We start from the raw sequence: 19,416 nt of genomic DNA, 5'->3' as shown, positions 1-19,416 counted from the left end.
TGCGCACGCCGCACTAACTAGGAGAACGGCATGCTTGAGCTCACCCACGAGCAGATATCCATGGGCCAGACGGCTGTGGATAAGTCTGCTGCCTTGCAACTGCTCGCTGAAAAACTGGTGGCCGATGGCCTGGTCGCCGAGGGTTACCTCAGTGGCTTGCAAGCGCGTGAAGCCCAAGGCTCGACCTTTCTCGGCCAAGGCATCGCCATCCCCCACGGTACTCCCGAAACCCGCGACCAGGTGTTCGCCACCGGCGTGCGCCTCCTGCAATTCCCCGAGGGCGTGGATTGGGGCGATGGCCAGATCGTTTACCTGGCGATCGGCATTGCCGCCAAATCCGACGAACACCTGCGCCTGCTGCAACTGCTGACCCGAGCCCTCGGCGAGACTGACCTGGGCCAGGCCCTGCGCCGCGCCAGCTCCGCCGAAGCTTTGCTGAAACTGCTGCAAGGCGCACCGCAGGAGCTGGCGCTGGACGCACAGATGATCGGGTTGGGCGTGTCGGCTGATGATTTCGAAGAGCTGGTGTGGCGTGGCGCACGCCTGCTGCGCCAGGCCGATTGCGTAAGCAATGGGTTTGCCGCCGTGCTGCAACAAGTCGATGCGCTGCCCCTGGGCGATGGCCTGTGGTGGCTGCACAGCGAGCAGACGGTGAAACGTCCCGGCCTGGCCTTTGTCACTCCGGACAAACCGATGCGTTACCTGGGCCAGCCATTGAGCGGCCTGTTCTGCCTGGCCAGCCTCGGCGAGGCTCACCAGACCTTGCTCGAACGCCTGTGCGCCTTGCTGATCGAAGGCCGCGGCCAGGAACTCGGCCGCGCCACCAGCAGCCGGGCCGTGCTGGAAGTGCTCGGCGGTGAACTGCCGGCCGACTGGCCCAGCGTGCGCATCGCCCTGGCCAACGCCCACGGCCTGCATGCGCGCCCCGCGAAGATCCTCGCGCAATTGGCGAAAAGTTTTGACGGTGAAATCCGTGTGCGCATCGTGGATGGTGATGTCAGCGCGGTGTCGGTAAAAAGCCTGAGCAAGTTGCTGAGCCTTGGCGCACGGCGTGGCCAGGTGCTGGAGTTTGTCGCTGAGCCAACCATTGCCGGTGACGCCTTGCCCGCCTTGCTGGCGGCAGTGGAAGAAGGTCTCGGTGAAGAAGTCGAGCCGCTGCCAGCGGTCAGCGCCCAGCAGGTCGTCGTCGATATCGAACCCGTGATCAGCGCCCCGGTATCCGGCAGCCTGATCCAGGCCATCGCCGCCGCCCCCGGCATTGCGATTGGCCCGGCGCATATCCAGGTGCTGCAACCTTTCGAATACCCGCTGCGCGGTGAGTCGCCAGTGATTGAGCGCCAACGCCTGCACGCGGCATTGACCGACGTGCGCCGGGATATCCAGGGCCTGATCGAGCGCAGCAAATCCAAGGCCATCCGCGAGATCTTCATCACCCACCAGGAGATGCTCGACGACCCGGAACTGACCGACGAAGTCGAGACGCGTCTCAAGCAGGGCGAAAGCGCCGAAGCCGCCTGGATGAGCGTGATCGAAGCCGCCGCCAAACAGCAGGAATCGCTGCAGGACGCCTTGCTCGCCGAGCGCGCTGCTGACCTGCGTGACATTGGCCGCCGCGTGCTGGCGCAACTGTGCGGTGTCGAAACCGCCCAGGAGCCGGACGAACCCTACATTCTGGTGATGGACGAAGTGGGCCCCTCGGACGTGGCGCGCCTGGACCCGGTGCGTGTTGCCGGCATCCTCACCGCCCGTGGCGGCGCCACCGCCCACAGCGCCATCGTCGCCCGTGCCCTGGGCATTCCCGCGCTGGTGGGTGCAGGCCCGGCGGTGTTGCTGCTGGCCTCGGGCACGCCGTTGCTGCTGGATGGCCAACGCGGTCGCCTGCATGTCGACGCCGACGCCGCCACCTTGCAACGCGCCACCGTCGAACGCGACACCCGCGAACAACGCCTGCAAGCCGCCGCCGCGCAACGCCATGAACCGGCGCTGACCCGCGATGGCCATGCCGTAGAAGTGTTCGCCAATATCGGCGAAAGCGCCGGGGTTGCCAGCGCAGTCGAGCAGGGCGCCGAAGGTATCGGCCTGCTGCGCACCGAACTGATTTTCATGGCGCACAAACAAGCGCCCGACGAAGCCACCCAGGAAGCCGAATACCGCCGGGTACTCGACGGCCTCGGCGGTCGGCCACTGGTGGTGCGCACCCTGGATGTGGGCGGTGACAAACCGCTGCCTTACTGGCCGATCGCCAAGGAAGAAAACCCCTTCCTCGGCGTGCGTGGTATCCGCCTGACCCTGCAACGCCCGCAGATCATGGAAGCGCAATTGCGTGCGCTGTTGCGCTCGGCGGACAACCGTCCGCTGCGCATCATGTTCCCCATGGTCGGCAGCGTGGATGAGTGGCGCCAGGCCCGGGACATGACCGAGCGCCTGCGCCTGGAAATCCCGGTGGCCGACCTGCAATTGGGGATCATGATCGAAGTGCCGTCGGCCGCGTTGCTGGCGCCGGTACTGGCCAAGGAAGTGGACTTCTTCAGCGTCGGCACCAACGACCTGACCCAGTACACCCTGGCCATCGACCGTGGCCACCCGACGCTGTCGGCTCAGGCTGACGGCCTGCATCCGGCCGTGTTGCAACTGATCGACATCACCGTGCGCGCCGCCCATGCCCATGGCAAATGGGTGGGGGTGTGCGGCGAGTTGGCGGCCGACCCGTTGGCGGTTCCGGTGCTGGTCGGCCTGGGAGTGGATGAGCTGAGCGTGTCTGCGCGCAGCATCCCCGAGGTCAAGGCACGGGTACGTGAATTCAGTCTGAGCGAGGCCCAAGGCCTGGCCCAAAAAGCTCTGGCGGTGGGTTCCCCCGCCGAAGTGCGTGCGCTTGTGGAGGCCGTGTAAATGGCAAGGATTTTAAGCCTGACGCTGAACCCGGCGTTGGACCTGACGGTGCGCCTGGCGCGCCTGGAACCGGGTGAGGTCAACCGCAGTGAGGCGATGATCACCCATGCTGCCGGCAAGGGCGTGAACGTCGCTCAAGTGCTGGCGGACCTTGGCCATCAGGTGACCGTGGGCGGCTTTCTTGGCGAGGACAATCCCCAAGCGTTCGAGATGCTGATTGCCCGTCGCGGTTTCACCGATGCCTTTATTCGCGTACCGGGCGAAACCCGCAGCAATATCAAGATCGCCGAACAGGACGGGCGGGTCACGGATGTCAACGCCCCGGGCCCGCTGGTCAGCGAGCAGGCGCAACAGGCACTGCTTGAGCAGTTGGCGCGGATTGCTCCGGGACACGACGCTGTTGTCGTGGCCGGCAGCCTGCCACGCGGCATCACCCCTCGGTGGTTCCAGGGCCTGCTGCAGCAACTGAAAAACCTCGGTTTGAAAGTCGCCCTGGACACCAGCGGCGAAGCCTTGCGTGCCGGATTGAACGCCGGTCCATGGCTGGTCAAACCCAATACTGAAGAACTGGCCGATGCCCTCGGTCATGCCACGGATGCTGTCAGCCAACTGCATCGGCAAGGTGTTGAGCATGTGGTGGTCTCCGACGGTGCCGCAGGCGTGAGCTGGTACAGCCCGGATACCGCGCTGCACGCCACGCCACCCAAAGTAACGGTGGCCAGTACCGTAGGCGCCGGCGACTCGCTGTTGGCCGGGATGCTTCACGGTTTGCTCAATGGCGATACGCCGGAGCAGACCCTGCGCCGCGCCACTGCCATTGCCGCGATGGCGGTCACGCAAATCGGCTTTGGCATCACCGATGAGGCACAGCTTGAGACTTTGCAGAGCGGCGTCCACGTGCGACCGCTGACAGAACAATAAGAGGGTTGGTCATGAAGTTAGCCATTGTTACTGCCTGCCCGAACGGCATGGTCACCAGTGTGCTGTGCGCCCGCTTGCTGGACGCCGCCGCCCAGCGCCAGGGCTGGAGCACCAGCGTCGAAGTGGTCGATGTGCAACACCCGGAACGTCAATTGTCGGCGGCCACCATTGAAGCCGCCGAGTGGGTGTTGCTGGTCAGCAGCACGCCGGTGGACATGCAGCGTTTTGTCGGCAAACGCGTATTCCGCAGCACGCCGGCCCAGGCGCTGCAGGATGTGGACGCGGTGTTGCGTCGCGGGGTCGAAGAGGCTCAGGTGCAGGAGGCTGATGCGGCACCGGCGAAAAGCACGCCGCGTATCGTCGCGATCACCGCGTGCCCGACCGGCGTCGCCCACACCTTCATGGCTGCCGAAGCGTTGCAGCAAACCGCCAAGCGCCTCGGGTATGACCTGCAGGTGGAAACCCAGGGTTCGGTGGGCGCCCGAACGCCGCTGAGTCCCGAGGCGATTCGTGACGCCGACGTGGTGCTGTTGGCCGCCGATATCGAAGTCGCCACCGAGCGCTTTGCCGGCAAGAAAATCTATCGCTGTGGCACCGGGATCGCGCTCAAGCAATCCGAGGCGACCCTCAACAAGGCGCTGGCCGAAGGCAAGCAGGAATCCGCTGCCAGTGGTGCGGCCGCCAAACCGGAGAAGACCGGTGTCTACAAACACCTGCTCACCGGCGTGTCGTTCATGTTGCCGATGGTGGTGGCGGGCGGTCTGCTGATCGCCCTGTCGTTCGTATTCGGCATTCATGCCTTTGAAGAAAAAGGCACCCTGGCTGCTGCACTGAAAACCGTCGGCGACCAGGCCTTCATGCTGATGGTGCCGCTGTTGGCGGGTTATATCGCCTACTCGATTGCCGACCGTCCGGGCCTGGCTCCCGGCATGATCGGCGGTCTGCTGGCCAGCACCTTGGGCGCGGGGTTTATCGGCGGGATCTTCGCCGGTTTCCTGGCCGGCTACTGCGTCAAATTCATCAGCCGTGCGATCCGTTTGCCCCAGAGCCTCGAAGCCCTCAAGCCGATCCTGATCATCCCGTTGCTGGCGAGCCTGTTCACGGGCCTGGCGATGATTTACCTGGTGGGGCCGCCGGTGGCGAAGATGCTTACCGGCCTCACGGATTTCCTCAGCACCATGGGCACCACCAACGCCGTGCTGCTGGGCATCTTGCTGGGCGGCATGATGTGCGTCGACCTGGGCGGGCCGATCAACAAGGCGGCCTACGCGTTTTCCGTCGGCCTGCTGGCGGCGCAAAGCGGTGCACCCATGGCCGCGACCATGGCCGCCGGCATGGTGCCGCCGATTGGCATGGGCATCGCCACCTTCCTGGCGCGGCGCAAGTTCGCCCAGACCGAGCGCGAAGCCGGCAAGGCCGCGTTGATTCTCGGCATGTGCTTTATCTCCGAAGGCGCAATTCCGTTTGCCGCCAAGGACCCGCTGCGGGTGATTCCGGCGAGCATCGCTGGCGGCGCGCTGACCGGTGCCCTGTCGATGTACTTCGGCTGCAAACTGATGGCGCCTCATGGCGGGTTGTTTGTGATGCTGATCCCGAATGCGATCAACCATGCGCTGCTGTATCTGCTGGCGATCGTGGCGGGGAGCGTGTTGACCGCTGTGGTGTATGCTTTCCTCAAACGCCCGGAGACCGTAGAGCTTTCTGTCGCACCCGCCCAGGCATAACTCGGTTCATGTGGGAGCTGGCTTGCCTGCGATGCAGGCACCTCGGTGTATCAGCGTAACCGAGGTGATGCGATCGCAGGCAAGCCAGCTCCCACATTTGATCTTCGTTATGAATAAGGTCTGTGTCATATCCCCTTCATCCCTTCATGCTTAAGTTTCCCTTTTGCTGCTCGAGAGGGAACCTGCATGAGCCACTTCAATCTCGGTCGCCGCCGCGTGATGCAAGCCGTTGGCGCCGGCCTGTTGTTGCCGGGCCTCGCGCCTGCGGTGATCGCCTCGGTCAAGGATCGCCCGCAACTTACCGACGGCGTGCAATCCGGCGACCTGCTGGGTGACCGCGCGATGATCTGGAGCCGCAGCGACCGCCCGGCGCGGATGGTGGTGGAGTGGGACACCCGTAGCGTATTCAGCAACCCGCGTAAATTCGTCTCGCCCCTGGCCGACAGCCGTACGGACTTCACCGCCCGTGTCGAACTCACCGGCCTGCCTGTCGACCAGGCGATTTTCTACCGTGTGCACTTCGAAGACGCCCAGACCGGCGTGGCCAGCCAGCCCTGGTTCGGCCACCTGCGCAGCGTGCCGCAACAGCGCCGGGACATCCGCTTTGTGTGGAGCGGCGATACCGTTGGCCAAGGCTTCGGCATCAACCCGGACATCGGCGGCATGCGCATCTACGAAGCCATGCGCCTGCGCCTGCCGGACTTCTTTATCCACAGCGGCGACACCATCTACGCCGACGGCCCGGTGCCCGCGCAACTGACCACCGAAGACGGACGCATCTGGCGCAACATCACCACCGAAGCCAAAAGCAAAGTCGCTGAAACCCTGAATGAATACCGGGGCAACTACCGCTACAACCTGATGGATGAAAACGTACGCCGCTTCAACGCCGAAGTGCCGCAGATCTGGCAGTGGGACGACCACGAAGTGATCAACAACTGGTCGCCGAGCAAGCAACTGGATGAGCGTTACACGACCCGCGACATCAATACTCTGGTGGGCCGTGCGCGCCAGGCCTGGCTGGAATATTCACCGATGCGCCGGCAAAGCGCCGATCAGGGCGGGCGGATTTATCGCAAGCTCAGCTACGGCCCTTTGCTGGATGTTTTCGTGTTGGACATGCGCAGCTATCGCGGGCCGAACGACGACAACCTTGGCGGCGAAAAACCGTTTCTTGGACGTGAGCAACTGGACTGGCTCAAGCGCGAATTGAAAGCCTCCCAGGCGCAGTGGAAAGTCATCGCTGCCGACATACCCATTGGCCTCGGCGTACCCGACGGTGAGGTCAGCCCTGGCGTGCCACGTTGGGAGGCCATCGCCAACGGTGACCCGGGACCGGCTCAGGGACGAGAATTGGAGATCGCCGAATTGCTCGCGTTTTTGCGGGCGCAGCAGGTGCGTAATCACGTGTGGCTCACGGCGGATGTGCATTACTGCGCGGCCCATCATTACCATCCGGATCGGGCGGCGTTCCAGGATTTTGAGCCGTTCTGGGAGTTTGTCGCCGGGCCACTGAATGCCGGGAGTTTCGGGCCTAATCCGCTGGATAAAACCTTTGGGCCGGAAGTGGTGTTCGAGAAGGCACCGACGGTGCAGAACAGCTCGCCGTTTGCCGGGTTCCAGTTTTTTGGCGAGGTGCAGATTGATGGGCAGACGGCGGAACTGACGGTGATTTTGCGGGACCTGGATGGGGTTTCGGTGTTTGAGCAGAAGCTGCAGCCTGCCTGACTTGGAATGCAATTAAACATGTGGGAGCTGGCTTGCCTGCGATAGCGGAGTGTCAGTCAATAATTTTTAACTGATACACCGCCATCGCAGGCAAGCCAGCTCCCACAGTAGACCTTCATTGTCTGGAGGAAATCAGTACACATCCCGGCGATAACGGCCCTGCTCGATCAAGCGTTCGACGGTTTCGCTGCCCAGCACCTCGTGCAGCACCTGATCTACACCCGCCGCCATCCCCTGCAAACTGCCGCAGACGTAAATCGCGGCGCCCTCGGCGATCCATTTACGCAACACATCCGCTGACTCACGCAGGCGATCCTGAACGTAGATTTTCTCTGCCTGGTCCCGGGAAAACGCCAGGTCCAGCAATGCCAGGTCACCGCTGGCCAGCCAGCCTTGCAGCTCGTCCTGGCAGTGGTAGTCGTGGGCGATATTGCGTTCGCCAAACAGCAGCCAGTTGCGCTGCTGACCGTCGGCAATTCGCGCCTTGAGCAAACTGCGCAACCCGGCGAGGCCGGTGCCGTTACCCAGCAGAATCATCGGCACGGGCTCGGTCGGCAGATGGAAACCACTGTTGCGCCGCAGTCGCAGGCTGATGGTCGAACCCAACGGTGCGTGTTCGGTCAACCAGCCGGAACCCACGCCCACGCTGCCATCGGGGTGACGTTCCTGGCGCACGATCAGATCCAGCACGCCGTCGCTGGCAATCGAGGCGATGGAGTATTCGCGCATGCTCAACGGCACCAGTGCATTGACCAGCGCCTGGGCATGCAGGCCTACCAGGTGTGCGCGGTTGTCCGGTAGCTGACGACTGGCCAAAGCCTGGTCGAGGGTGTGTGCCAGGCCGTCGATCACCACACCTTCGCTGCCCGCCAGTCCCAGGCCGTCGAGGAAATGTTCGATGGCCCATGGGCAATTACGCGGCAGCACTTCTACCAGGTCACCGGCCAGCCAATCCCGTGGGGCTGGCGGGGTGAGCCCGAGCAAATAGACGCCGGAGCCGCTGCTGTCTGGATTGAGCAAGGTACGATGCTTCAGGGTCCAGTTTTCATAGGTCGTGCTGGCCCATGCTGCCGTGGGTGCATGGCCGGTCAGTTGGCCCAGTTGTTGTTGCCAGTGCAGCAACGCATCGGTGTCGCCGCTGTCGACTTCCACCGGGGCAAACAGCGGGTTGCCGCCCTGGTTGGTCAGCCAGAAATGCAGGCGCCGGGCGAAGCCGCAGAAGTGTTGGTACTGGCGATCACCCAAGGCCAGCACCGAGTAGTTCAAACCCTTGAGAGAGAGGTCCTGGCCGAGCACGCTGCGTTCGAAACCACGGGCGCTGTCCGGTGCTTCGCCGTCGCCGAAGGTGCTGACCACAAACAATGCATTGTTCGCCTGGCGCAAATCTTTCTCCCTGACGCTGCCCAGCGATTGCACCTTCACCGGCAAACCGGCGGCCTGCAATTGGCCGGCGGTCTGCCAGGCCAGTTGCTCGGCAAAACCGCTCTGGCTGGCAAAACCGATCAGCCAGGCAGGTGCGTTGCTGTGGTTGTTCGTCAGGCCTTTACGCGCATCGCGCACCTGGCGTTTTTGCGGCGGCGATCCAGGTACAGCAGCCAGCCGGTGATAAAGAACAGCGGCATGAGCAGCGCGGTGATGGTCAGGATGATGCGGCCGGCCAGGCCGAAATAGCTGCCGGTGTGCAGCGCATAGATGCTGGTCAGGATCTGTGCCTTGAAGCTTTTGCCGGCGTAGGTGTCATGGGATTTGACCTCGCCGTTGGCCGGGTCGAGGTTGATCTGGTTCAGTGCGCGGTCGTGAGGTGAGGTCTTCAGCAAGTAGTAGACGGTGGCGGGTTGCCCGGCGACCGCCGGCATACGGATGTTATAGCTGCTCAAACCGGGCCCGGCGTTGCTGTAGATGCTGCTCCAGATCGCATCGTAATTGGCCACCGGCGCAGGACCTTCCGGCGCCGGACCGCGCTTGCGCACGCGTTCGTTTTGCGGAGCGTCGGACATCAGTTTGGTCAGGCCATTGCTGTACCACTCGTAGGACCAGAACAGTCCGGTCAACGCTGCCAGAAGATAGAACAACAGGCACCAGGTGCCGAACACCGAGTGCAGGTCCCAGTTGAAACTGCGGCCTTTTTTGCGCCAGTCCAGGGTCAGCCACGCACGCCAGCTTGCCACTTGGCGCGGCCAGCGCAGATACAGGCCCGAGAGGCAGAAGAACACCAGGATCAGCGTGCAGGCACCGGTGATTTGCCGGCCGGTGTCGCCGATGGCGAGGAAGCGGTGCAATTGCAGCACGAAGCCGAAGAAGTCCTGGCCGACGGCGTCGCCCAGGTAGTCGCCGGTGTACGGGTCGAAGTAGCGCATCTGTCCACGACGTTCACCGGGCGGCGGGGTGAACCAGACCTTGGCGGCGTCGGTGCTGTCGGGTTGCACCGTGAGCATCGACACCGCTTTGCCTTCACGGGCTTCCAGGAGGCGCACCAGTTCAGCCGGCGGCAGTACACCGGCTGGACGCTTTTCCACCGTCAACACCGTCGGGTTCAACGCCTCGATGATTTCATCCTGGAACGACACCGTCGCGCCGGTGATCCCCATCAAGGCCAACACCAGCCCGGCGGTAATGCCGAAGAACCAATGCAACTGGAACAGGGTTTTCTTCAACACGTCGTGCGGCCTCGTCATCAGGTTAGGTGTTTCACGGCGCGCATTATGCCGCGAGTTGTCGAGAAACATTCTTTTTTACACGCAAAAACCCCACGCATCCGATGCGTGGGGTTTTTTCGGTGATTTGTATCGATTTAGAAATGGAAACTGGTGGTCAGCATCGCCGTACGACCCGCTGCCTGGTTGGCGAAGTGTGCCGCATAGGCTTTGTCGTAGTAGGTCTTGTCGGTGAGGTTCTGCACGTTCAACTGCAGGTCGACGTTCTTGCTCAGCTTGTAACTGGCCATGGCGTCGTAGCGGGTGTAGGACGGCACGTAAACGGTGTTGCCCGCATCGCCGTAGACTTCGTCGACATAGAACGCGCCGCCGCCGAGGGTGAGCTTCGGTGTCACGTCATAGGTTGTCCACAGGCTGAAGGTGTTCTTCGGCGTGTTGGGCATCTGGTTGCCTTTGTTGGAGCCGGCGCTGACGACGCCGTTACGGCCGTTCAAGCCAGTGTCCACCAGCTCGCTTTTCAGGTAGCTGTAGCCGGCGAACACTTGCCATTGATCGGTCAGCTTGCCGCTGGCGGACAACTCCAGACCGTCGACGCGGGATTCGCCGCCGTTTTCATAGGTCAGCGCGTCCACCAGGATGCGTGTGTTTTTCTTCTCGGTGCGGAACACCGCGGCGGTCAGGGACAGGCGATCGTGGAACATGTCCCACTTGGTGCCCAGCTCGTAGTTGACGGTTTCTTCGGGTTTCAGGTCGCTGGTCGCGGCACCGGCAGACAGCGGGTTGCCGTCGGCGCCTTCACCCACCAGGCCGCCGGCAGGCGAGGCCGAAGTGGCGTAGGAGGCATAAATGCTGCCGTTTTCAACCGGCTTCCAGACCAGGCCCGCCTGCCAGTTGAAGAATTGGCTGTCGTTCTTGATCTTGCTGCGGGCCTTGACGGTGGCGGTCGGCACCGCATTGGTGTTGGCCACGGTGTCGAAGGTGTCGTAGCGCAGGCCGACGTTCAGCAGCCATTTCGGGTCCAGCTCGATGGTGTCGAACACATAAGCGGCACGGCTGGTGGCCTTGGTGTTGGTGCCGTTGTAGTTGCGCGCAATGCTGCCGGTCCAGGCATCGTCCGGGTTCGGGTTGCCCAGCGAGGTGCACTGGCCGCCTTTGCCGGGCGCCGTGCAACCGGGGTTGCTGTTGGGGCTGACGGTGTAGCCGCTGTAGCGGGTTTCTTCGCCGGTGAACTCAAGCCCGGTGGAGTAGGTGTTCTTGAAGCCCAGTGCCTGGAAACTGCCAAACAGATCGGTCTGGTTGGTGGTGGTCTCGGTGGTGGACACGCGGGTGTTCGCGCGGCGCCAAACGGTGCCGAACTGGTTGACGTTGTGCTGGCTGTCGTCGGGTTGGGTGACGATATAGTCCTGGCCGGTGTTGCCGTGGCGCAGGGTGTTTTTCAGCGTCATGTTGTCGTTCAGGTCGTGCTCGATGGAGAACGTGCTGATGTCGGCGCGGGTCTTGCGGAAGTCGCGATCCTTGAGACCGTAGAAGTTGTTGCTGTCGCCACCGTCGGTAGGCTTGTCATGCACGTGGGCAGCTTTTGCGCCGTTGTTGCTATACCCATACGGAATCCCGGAATCCGGCAGGTCGTCGCTTTCCATGTGGTAGTAGCTGAGGTTGACCCGGGTCGGAGTGCCCAGGCCGAAGGTCAGCGACGGCGCCACGCCCCAGCGGTCGTAGTTGACGGCATCACGCCCGGCGACGTTCTGTTCGTGGCTCATCAGGTTCAGGCGAAACGCCGCGCTGTCGAGGAACTGACGGTTGACGTCGAGCACATAGCGGCGGGTCTGGTCGGAGCCGTAGGTGAAGCCACCGTTGGTGAAGTCCCGCGCCTGTGGGGTCTTGCTCACCAGGTTGAGGCTGCCGCCGGCCGAGCCGCGACCGCCGAAGGACGAGTTGGGACCTTTGCTGACTTCGATGGACTCGATGTCGAAGATCTCGCGGCTCTGGCCACCCGTGTCACGCACGCCGTCGAGGTAGGTATCGCCCTGGGCGTCGAAGCCGCGAATGAACGGACGGTCGCCCTGCGGGTTGCCGCCTTCACCGGCGCCGAAGGTAATCCCCGGCACGGTGCGCAATGCGTCCTGCAACGAGGTGGCGGCGGTGTCCTTGAGAACTTGCTGCGGCACGACGGTGACCGAGCGCGGGGTGTCTACCAGCGGCGCGGTGTACTTCTGAGAAGAGGCTTTTTCGACCTGGTAGGACGTGCTGTCCTGTTCCTGGCCGGTGATGCTGGTGGCTCCCAGGGAAATGCTGTTGCGCTCGCCTTTCTGCTCGGTGTCTTCAGCGGCTTGCGCCAGTTGGGCGGCAGAGCTGGCGCTGATGGCAACGCCGATGGCCGAGGCCAGCAGACGCGGTGAACTGGCAGGTATTTTTATCGAAGTGCGCGGCATGAAAGTGTCCTTTCCCCAAGGAGGTGAGGCCGCGGAATATAGGGAGAACAAGACTTTATATCAATTGCGATACATTACTATTCGCACTGAATTTACGTTCTTTACACTTTTTGCTTACGGTTTTTACATTCTCGTTCGTCTATTGCGCGGCAGTGGGGTTGTACACAGTCAATAAGAATCACTACCATTGGCGCCTCACTGTTTTCAGGTAATGCCTACATGTTGCTGCACATTCCCGGCCTGTTCTCTCGCGAGGAAGTGCTGCGCATCCGCGAAGCCCTGACGCACACCGAGTGGGCCGACGGCAAAATCACTGCCGGGCATCAATCGGCCAAGGCCAAACACAACCTGCAACTGCCGGAAGGCCACCCACTGGCACAGGAAATCGGCGCGGCGATCCTTGATCGGCTGTGGAAAAATCCGCTGTTCATGTCGGCGGCGTTACCGCACAAGGTCTTCCCTCCGTTGCTCAACTGTTACACCGCCGGTGGCAGTTTCGACTTTCATATCGACAATGCCGTGCGCCAGTCCAAGGGCAGCCACGAGCGGGTGCGCACCGACCTTTCCTCCACGGTATTTTTCAGCGACCCCGATGACTACGACGGCGGCGAGCTGGAAATCCAGGACACCTTCGGCCTGCAGCGGGTGAAGTTGCCGGCGGGCGACATGGTGCTATACCCCGGCTCCAGCCTGCACAAAGTCAACGCCGTGACCCGTGGCGCGCGCTACGCCTCGTTTTTCTGGACCCAAAGCCTGGTGCGCGAAGACAGCCAGCGCACGCTGCTGTTCGAGATGGACGGTGCGATCCAGCAACTGAGTCGGGACGTGCCCGACCACCCGGCGCTGATCCAGCTCACCGGCACCTATCACAATCTGCTGCGCCGCTGGGTTGAGGTCTGACCATGGGCTTTTTATTGCGCCGTGAAGAAGTCCTCAACGTTGAGCAATTGCAGGCTATGCTCGACGATTCCCCGGTGCGCGCCGCCCAGGCGATTTTGATCGCGGCGAAAGAGGGTGTTGTGGATGCCCAGGCGCTGCTCGGGCAAATCCTGCTGGAAGGCCGCGGCATCGAACGCGATGAAGCACTGGCGGTGCGCTGGTTCCGGATCGCGGCCCACGGTGGGCATTTGATGGCGCGCAACATGCTAGGGCGTTGCCTGGAGCATGGTTGGGGTGGTGGGGCAGATGCCGTGGCGGCGGCCCGGGAATATCGGCTGGCGGCCGAGGCCGGTCTGGATTGGGGCTTGTACAACTACGCCAACCTGCTGGCGACCGGGCGCGGGGTTGCCGAGGACCATAACCAAGCGCTGGAGTGTTATCGACAGGCGGCGGAACTGGGCCATGCCAAGTCGATGAACCTGCTGGGGCGTTATCTGGAAGAAGGGCAGTTCTGCCCGAGGGATCTGGAGGCTGCGGTGGCGTGGTATCGCCGGTCAGCAGAAGGCGGGGATTTTCGCGGGCAGTTCAGTTATGCGGCGGTGTTGGCGGACCGGGGCGAGATAGAAACGGCACTGGAATGGTTGCGCAAGGCCCTGGCGGGCGGGAATTTGAAGTTCTTGCGGGTGGCGCACAAGGCGTTGTCTGCCGCCAATGATCCGCAGATACGGGCGATGGCCGAGATTTATCAAGAGCATGCGATTGAACTTGATCGTTCCCATGCTCTGCGTGGAAATGCCGCCCTGGACGCTCTGCGTCCGCTCTAAGGGCGTGACGCAGAGCGTCACCGGATACGTTCCCACGCAGAGCGTGGGAACGATCAGGGCGTGCGTTTACAGGTAGAACGATTTCAACGGCGGGAAGCCGTTGAACTCAACAGCGCTGTAGCTGGTGGTGTACGCACCGGTGGACAACCAGTACATCCGGTCGCCAATCGCCAGGTTCAGCGGCAGGCCGTACTTGTAGTTCTCGTACATGATGTCGGCGCTGTCGCAGGTCGGGCCGGCGATGACCACTTCTTCCATCTCGCCTTTCTTCTCGGTCCAGATCGGGAACTTGATGGCTTCGTCCATGGTTTCGATCAGGCCGGAGAATTTGCCCACGTCGGTGTATACCCAACGCTCGACGGCGGTGCGGGATTTACGCGCAACCAGTACCACTTCGCTGACCAGGATGCCGGCGTTGGCGATCAACGAACGGCCCGGCTCCAGGATGATTTCCGGCAGGTCGTCACCGAAATCTTCCTTGAGGAAGCGGATGATTTCCTCGGCGTAGGTTTCCAGGCTGTTGGTGCGGGTGATGTAGTTGGCCGGGAAGCCACCGCCCATGTTGATCAGCTTGAGGTGGATGCCGTCTTCTTCCTTCAGACGCTCGAAGATCACTTTGACCTTGGCAATCGCCGCGTCCCACACGCTGATGTCACGCTGTTGCGAGCCGACGTGGAAGGAGATGCCGTAAGGCACCAGGCCCAGGTCGCGGGCGAGGATCAGCAGGTCCATGGCCATGTCGGTCTGGCAGCCGAATTTGCGCGACAGAGGCCAGTCAGCCGTGGTCGAGCCTTCGGTGAGAATACGTACATACACTTTCGAACCCGGGGCGGCCTTGGCGATGTTACGCAGATCGGCTTCGGAGTCGGTGGAGAACAGGCGCACGCCCTTCTCGTAGAAGTAGCGGATGTCCTTGGATTTCTTGATGGTGTTGCCGTAGCTGATACGGTCAGGGCTGACGCCGCGGTCCATGACCTTGTCCAGCTCGTAGATCGACGCGATGTCGAAGCTCGAACCCTTGTCTTTGAGCAGGTCGATGATCTCGACGGCCGGGTTGGCCTTGACGGCGTAATACACCTTGGCGAATTCGAAACCGGCGCGCAGGTCATCGTAGGCCTGGCTGATCATCGCGGTGTCGATCACCACGAACGGGGTTTCCTGGGTGTCAGCGAACGCCTTCATTTTGTCAAAAGTGGCGCGCGCGAAATAGTCTTCGACCTGGATCGACATGCTGGGAACTCCTACTGGCAAACTAAATTGATCAATGGGTGCAAATGAACGTCCTCCGTATCCCCACTTTGGTTCGCCTACTTCCCAAGGCATGTCGCCGAAAGCAAAAAGGCCATGGGATCAACCGCTTCCCTTGGCCTTGCTGTCTCGTCGTCAGTACTTGAGCCGGATGGATCGTTTCCAGCATGGACGTTCGGCGCGAACTTTAGGACGTGAGGGGCTATAGATCAACTAAAAATGTCGCGTTTTTGCACGCGTTCGTCGTGAGGCCGTGTGCAGCTACTTATGTAACCGACCGGTATGACGGATTGATGTTCCCCGGGAGGGGTAATTCAGAAGGATTTGTGCTGCCTTCATCGCGGGCAAGCCCGGCTCCCACAGGGGAATGCATTCCAACAGATGAATGCAATTCAATGTGGGAGCCGGGCTTGCCCGCGATAGCGGTCTATCAGGCCAGCGCAGTCTCGGCAGGCGACACGATACTGGTCTTGCCCCCACGGGACTTACCGGAACTCAGGTACTCGGCAATCGACTCCTGGGTCACTTCCCCCAGGAACACCCGCTCCGCATCCATCACCGGCAACCACGAGCGGTTGAACTCGTACATGCGCGACAACAGGATGCGCAAATGCTCGTCGTACGCCGCCGTGGCGTTGAACTCGCGCAGGTATTGGCCGCAGGTACCGGTCTGACGATGCAGGTCGCGACGTCGCACATAACCCAGGGCTTTGTTCTCGGCGTCGGTCACCACCACGTAGCGACGGTCCAGTTCGTCCATCTGCTCCAGGGCGTCCGCCACTGGCGTCTCCGGGCTGACCGACGGCGCGTTATCCGCCGCATCTTCAGCTTTCACCAGCAACAGGCGCTTGAGGGTGCTGTCCTGGCCTACAAAGTTGCTGACGAATTCGTCTGCAGGGTGGGCCAGCAGGGTGTCCGGGTGGTCGATCTGCAGCAGCTTGCCGGCGCGGAAGATCGCGATCTTGTCACCCAGCTTGATGGCTTCGTCGATGTCGTGGCTGACCATGATCACGGTCTTGTTCAGCGCACGCTGCATCTCGAAGAATTCGTTCTGGATCATCTCGCGGTTGATCGGGTCGACCGCGCCGAACGGCTCATCCATCAGCAGCAACGGTGCATCCGCCGCCAGGGCGCGGATCACGCCGATCCGCTGTTGCTGGCCACCGGACAGTTCACGCGGGTAGCGATGCAGGTACTGCTTGGGCTCCAGCTTGATCATGCTCATCAATTCGCGGGCGCGGTCGTGGCATTTCTGCTTGTCCCAGCCCAGCAGCTTGGGCACCACCACGATGTTTTCTTCGATGGTCATGTTCGGGAACAGGCCGATCTGCTGGATCACGTAGCCGATGTTGCGACGCAGGGTCACTTCATCCAGGTCGGTGGTGTCTTCGCCGTTGATCAGGATCTTGCCGGAGGTCGGCTTGATCAGGCGGTTGATCATTTTCAGCGTGGTGCTTTTGCCGCAGCCCGATGGGCCGAGGAACACGCAAATTTCGCCTTCGTTGACGGTCAGGCTTACGGAATCAACGGCGGTGATGGTCTTGCCGTTGCTTTGGAAGGTCTTGGTCAGGTTTTGAAGTTCGATCATTTGAGCAGTCCTTTTGGAGTCAGCGTGCGTTGCAGCCATTGCAGAAGCAGGTCGGCGAAGATGGCCAGGAGACTGACCAGTACGGCGCCAACGATCAGCATCGACATGTCGCTGCGGCTGATGGAAGCCAGAATAAGTACACCCAGGCCACCGGCGCCGATGGTGGCGGCGATGGTCATCACACCAATGTTCATCACCACGGCGGTGCGCACACCGGCGAGGATCACCGGTACGGCAATCGGCAGCTCGACCATGCGCAGGCGCTGGCCGAAGGTCATGCCGATGCCTTTGGCGGCTTCGCGGATGCCCGGCTCGACGCCAGTGAGGGCGAGGTAGGTGTTACGCATGATGGGCAGCAGGGAATAGAGAAACACGGCGGTGATCGCCGGCATCGGCCCCAGGCCCTGGCCGAACTTGGAGTAGAACGGCAGCAGCAGGCCGAACAAGGCAATCGACGGCACGGTCAGCAGCACCGTGGCGCTGGCTTGCAGTGGGCCGGCGAGGGTCGGGAAGCGGGTCATCAGCACGCCCAGGGGCACGCCTACGACGATTGCCAGGATCACTGCAATGCCGACCAGGGTGATGTGCTGCCAGGTCAGATGCAGGACTTGGGCCCAATCAAGATGGGAAAAGGCGTTCAGGAATTCCATGTCTTCTCCTCTTAGTTGATCGGATGCTGGCGCAGAAAATCTGCGGCCACGGCGGACGGGCTTTCATGGTCGACGTCGACCCGCGCGTTCAGCTGGCGCATGGTTTCGTCGTCGAACAGCGCAGCCAACGGCTTGAGATCAGCGGCCAGTTGCGGGTGGGCATCGAGGTAAACCTGACGCACCACCGGCGCGGCGGTGTAGTCCGGGAAGTAATGCTTGTCGTCTTCCAGCAGCTTCAATTTGAAGGCGTTCAGGCGACCGTCGGTGGTGTAGACCAAACCGGCAAACACTTGGCCGTTACGCAGCGCGGTGTAGACCAGGCCGGCGTCCATCTGCCGGGTGTTTTTGCGGGTCAGGTTCATGTCGTACAGCTTGACCATGCCGGCCATGCCGTCGGAACGGTTGGCGAACTCGGTGTCCAGGGCCACCAGGCGGTTTTCCTTGGTTTTCTCGGCCAGTGCCGCGGTCAGGTCGCTGATGCTGTTGATCTGCGGGAATTCCTTGGCCACGTTCTCTGGCAGGGCCAGGGCGTAGGTGTTGCTGAATTTCGAAGGGGACAGCCATACCAGGCCTTTTTTCGCATCGAGTTCTTTCACTCGGGCGTAGGACTGTTCGCTGTCGAGCTTCTCGTCGACATGGTTGTAGGCCACCAGCGACACACCGGTGTATTCCCAGATCAGGTCCAGTTGCCCGCTTTCCTGGGCACTGCGCGCCAGGTTGCTGCCCAGGCCGCCGGTCACACGGGTGTCGTAACCCTTGGTGCGCAGGTACTGGGAAGTGATTTCGGCGAGCAGGGTCTGTTCAGTGAACACCCGGGCGCCGATGCGGATGACCGGTTTTTCAGCGGCTTGCGCAAACCCTGCGAACAGCAGGACGCAGCTCAATATCAATGTCAGTTTTTTCATGTGAATTCCTGTTTCAGGCCTAAGACGGGGCCAAAGCCTTAAGACGGACGCAACCCGCGTTCCAGCCAAAGGCGGCTGGCCATGGTCACCAGACCGTCGAGCAGCAAGGCCAGCAGCGCGGTGCACGCGGCGCCGAGCAGCAGTTGCGGCTGATTGTTCAGGGCGATGCCGGGGAAGATCAGGCTGCCCAGGCTGTTGGCGCCAATCAGGAACGCCAGGGGCGCGGTACCGACGTTGATCGCCAGCGCGACGCGCACACCGCCGATGATGATCGGCACGGCGTTGGGCAGTTCCACGCGAAACAGCACCTGGCGCGGCGTCATGCCGATGCCGACGGCAGCTTCTTTCAGGGAACCTTGAACGTTTTTCAGGCCTTCATAGGTGTTGCGCACGATGGGCAGCAACGAGGCGAGGAACAGCGCGAAGATCGCGGGGCCGCTGCCGATGCCAAGGACACCGAGGGCGATGGCCAGTACGGCCAGGGGAGGGACAGTATTGCCGATGTTGAAGATCTGCATGAAGCGTTCTGCGCGCCCGACCATGTTGGGTCGGCTGAGCAGGATACCGGCGGGAATCCCTACGATCAGGGCGGCCAGCATTGAAACAAGGACGAGGATCAAGTGAGCTTGCAGGTAAAACAACAAATCGTCGCGGTACAGTTCGATCGTGTTGATGCCAATCCAGTGGACCAGCAGGGCCAGGAGAGCGACGACAACCGCTCCTCCTATCAGCCCTTTGCCATAGCGAATAGCCACAGGCGGACTCCTTTTTTCTTTTGTCGGCGAACACATTTCCGAGCGGCAATGCCATTCCTGGCTGTCGGCGAATGTGGTCGCGAATAGCAGCTCGCCCCTACCGGCAACGCGGTATGCGGTCGAGCCATGAGCGCAGCCTCGTCAGGCTAACTTGCTGATTTTTCAGCCCCTGTTACGAGTGCGATAGCAGGGGAGTGGACGTCTCTACCTTTTAAAAGG

The 19,416-nt window shown here is 61.9% G+C and carries 12 protein-coding genes and 1 pseudogene; 6 read left to right on the top strand and 7 right to left on the bottom strand.

Annotated elements, in window-relative coordinates; translation table 11 throughout:
* Positions 1 to 30: 30 nt before the first annotated feature.
* The 4 genes from ptsP (at position 31) to JFU58_RS07275 (ending at position 7,262) form a co-directional block, all read left to right on the top strand.
* Positions 31 to 2,889 (top strand): phosphoenolpyruvate--protein phosphotransferase, encoded by a 2,859-nt coding sequence (gene ptsP / locus JFU58_RS07290; RefSeq protein WP_093205089.1) that lies wholly within the window; start codon positions 31 to 33, stop codon positions 2,887 to 2,889.
* Entirely contained in the window at positions 2,890 to 3,810 is a 921-nt protein-coding gene (gene pfkB / locus JFU58_RS07285; RefSeq protein WP_201140150.1) for a 1-phosphofructokinase, read from the top strand. It begins immediately after the preceding gene.
* A gap of 11 nt (positions 3,811 to 3,821) precedes the next feature.
* Positions 3,822 to 5,534, top strand: coding sequence for a PTS fructose-like transporter subunit IIB (locus JFU58_RS07280; protein ID WP_201140149.1), 1,713 nt, complete (start codon positions 3,822 to 3,824; stop codon positions 5,532 to 5,534).
* Between the two features lie 186 nt (positions 5,535 to 5,720).
* Positions 5,721 to 7,262: an alkaline phosphatase D family protein gene (locus JFU58_RS07275; protein WP_201140147.1), complete on the top strand. Its 1,542-nt coding sequence runs from the start codon at positions 5,721 to 5,723 to the stop codon at positions 7,260 to 7,262.
* 132 nt (positions 7,263 to 7,394) lie between these two features.
* On the opposite strand, the pseudogene JFU58_RS07270 reads toward JFU58_RS07275, so the two are convergent.
* Positions 7,395 to 9,919: pseudogene (locus tag JFU58_RS07270) on the bottom strand (PepSY domain-containing protein).
* Between the two features lie 134 nt (positions 9,920 to 10,053).
* Complete coding sequence (locus tag JFU58_RS07265; protein ID WP_201140145.1) at positions 10,054 to 12,348, bottom strand: TonB-dependent receptor; 2,295 nt, start codon at positions 12,346 to 12,348, stop codon at positions 10,054 to 10,056.
* A 219-nt stretch (positions 12,349 to 12,567) separates the two neighbouring features.
* On the opposite strand from JFU58_RS07265, the gene JFU58_RS07260 reads away from it, so the two are divergent.
* Positions 12,568 to 13,248: a Fe2+-dependent dioxygenase gene (locus tag JFU58_RS07260; RefSeq protein ID WP_063027088.1), complete on the top strand. Its 681-nt coding sequence runs from the start codon at positions 12,568 to 12,570 to the stop codon at positions 13,246 to 13,248.
* 2 nt (positions 13,249 to 13,250) lie between these two features.
* A complete protein-coding gene (locus tag JFU58_RS07255) occupies positions 13,251 to 14,051 on the top strand; it encodes a tetratricopeptide repeat protein (protein ID WP_201140143.1) in 801 nt (266 codons plus the stop codon).
* Positions 14,052 to 14,117: 66 nt separating this feature from the next.
* Here the strand turns inward: JFU58_RS07255 and JFU58_RS07250 are convergent, their stop codons facing one another.
* From JFU58_RS07250 to JFU58_RS07230, 5 genes are all read right to left on the bottom strand, one after another.
* Complete coding sequence (locus JFU58_RS07250; RefSeq protein ID WP_003215969.1) at positions 14,118 to 15,281, bottom strand: type III PLP-dependent enzyme; 1,164 nt, start codon at positions 15,279 to 15,281, stop codon at positions 14,118 to 14,120.
* Positions 15,282 to 15,729: 448 nt separating this feature from the next.
* Positions 15,730 to 16,887, bottom strand: a complete 1,158-nt coding sequence (locus JFU58_RS07245; protein ID WP_008437274.1) for an osmoprotectant ABC transporter ATP-binding protein OsmV — start codon at positions 16,885 to 16,887, stop codon at positions 15,730 to 15,732.
* Entirely contained in the window at positions 16,884 to 17,537 is a 654-nt protein-coding gene (locus tag JFU58_RS07240; protein ID WP_003215973.1) for an ABC transporter permease, read from the bottom strand. The genes JFU58_RS07245 and JFU58_RS07240 overlap by 4 nt, the downstream gene beginning before the upstream one ends.
* 11 nt (positions 17,538 to 17,548) lie before the next feature.
* Positions 17,549 to 18,442 carry a glycine betaine ABC transporter substrate-binding protein gene (locus tag JFU58_RS07235; RefSeq protein ID WP_003215975.1) on the bottom strand — a complete coding sequence of 298 codons (894 nt, stop codon included), beginning with the start codon at positions 18,440 to 18,442 and terminating at the stop codon, positions 17,549 to 17,551.
* 38 nt (positions 18,443 to 18,480) lie between these two features.
* Positions 18,481 to 19,233 (bottom strand): ABC transporter permease, encoded by a 753-nt coding sequence (locus JFU58_RS07230; RefSeq protein ID WP_233092015.1) that lies wholly within the window; start codon positions 19,231 to 19,233, stop codon positions 18,481 to 18,483.
* Positions 19,234 to 19,416 lie beyond the last annotated feature (183 nt).

The sequence above is a fragment of the Pseudomonas sp. TH34 genome (assembly GCF_016650865.1).
Classification (GTDB): Bacteria; Pseudomonadota; Gammaproteobacteria; order Pseudomonadales; family Pseudomonadaceae; genus Aquipseudomonas; species Aquipseudomonas yamanorum.
This window is presented reverse-complemented; position numbering and strand designations above follow the sequence as displayed.

Excerpts from the sequence above, each read along its gene's own strand:
- ptsP (WP_093205089.1), top strand. The coding sequence starts at position 31 with ATGCTTGAGCTCACCCACGAGCAGATATCCATGGGCCAGACGGCTGTG.
- pfkB (WP_201140150.1), top strand. The coding sequence starts at position 2,890 with ATGGCAAGGATTTTAAGCCTGACGCTGAACCCGGCGTTGGACCTGACG.
- JFU58_RS07280 (WP_201140149.1), top strand. The coding sequence starts at position 3,822 with ATGAAGTTAGCCATTGTTACTGCCTGCCCGAACGGCATGGTCACCAGT.
- JFU58_RS07275 (WP_201140147.1), top strand. The coding sequence starts at position 5,721 with ATGAGCCACTTCAATCTCGGTCGCCGCCGCGTGATGCAAGCCGTTGGC.
- JFU58_RS07265 (WP_201140145.1), bottom strand. The coding sequence starts at position 12,348 with ATGCCGCGCACTTCGATAAAAATACCTGCCAGTTCACCGCGTCTGCTG.
- JFU58_RS07260 (WP_063027088.1), top strand. The coding sequence starts at position 12,568 with ATGTTGCTGCACATTCCCGGCCTGTTCTCTCGCGAGGAAGTGCTGCGC.
- JFU58_RS07255 (WP_201140143.1), top strand. The coding sequence starts at position 13,251 with ATGGGCTTTTTATTGCGCCGTGAAGAAGTCCTCAACGTTGAGCAATTG.
- JFU58_RS07250 (WP_003215969.1), bottom strand. The coding sequence starts at position 15,281 with ATGTCGATCCAGGTCGAAGACTATTTCGCGCGCGCCACTTTTGACAAA.
- JFU58_RS07245 (WP_008437274.1), bottom strand. The coding sequence starts at position 16,887 with ATGATCGAACTTCAAAACCTGACCAAGACCTTCCAAAGCAACGGCAAG.
- JFU58_RS07240 (WP_003215973.1), bottom strand. The coding sequence starts at position 17,537 with ATGGAATTCCTGAACGCCTTTTCCCATCTTGATTGGGCCCAAGTCCTG.
- JFU58_RS07235 (WP_003215975.1), bottom strand. The coding sequence starts at position 18,442 with ATGAAAAAACTGACATTGATATTGAGCTGCGTCCTGCTGTTCGCAGGG.
- JFU58_RS07230 (WP_233092015.1), bottom strand. The coding sequence starts at position 19,233 with ATGTGTTCGCCGACAAAAGAAAAAAGGAGTCCGCCTGTGGCTATTCGC.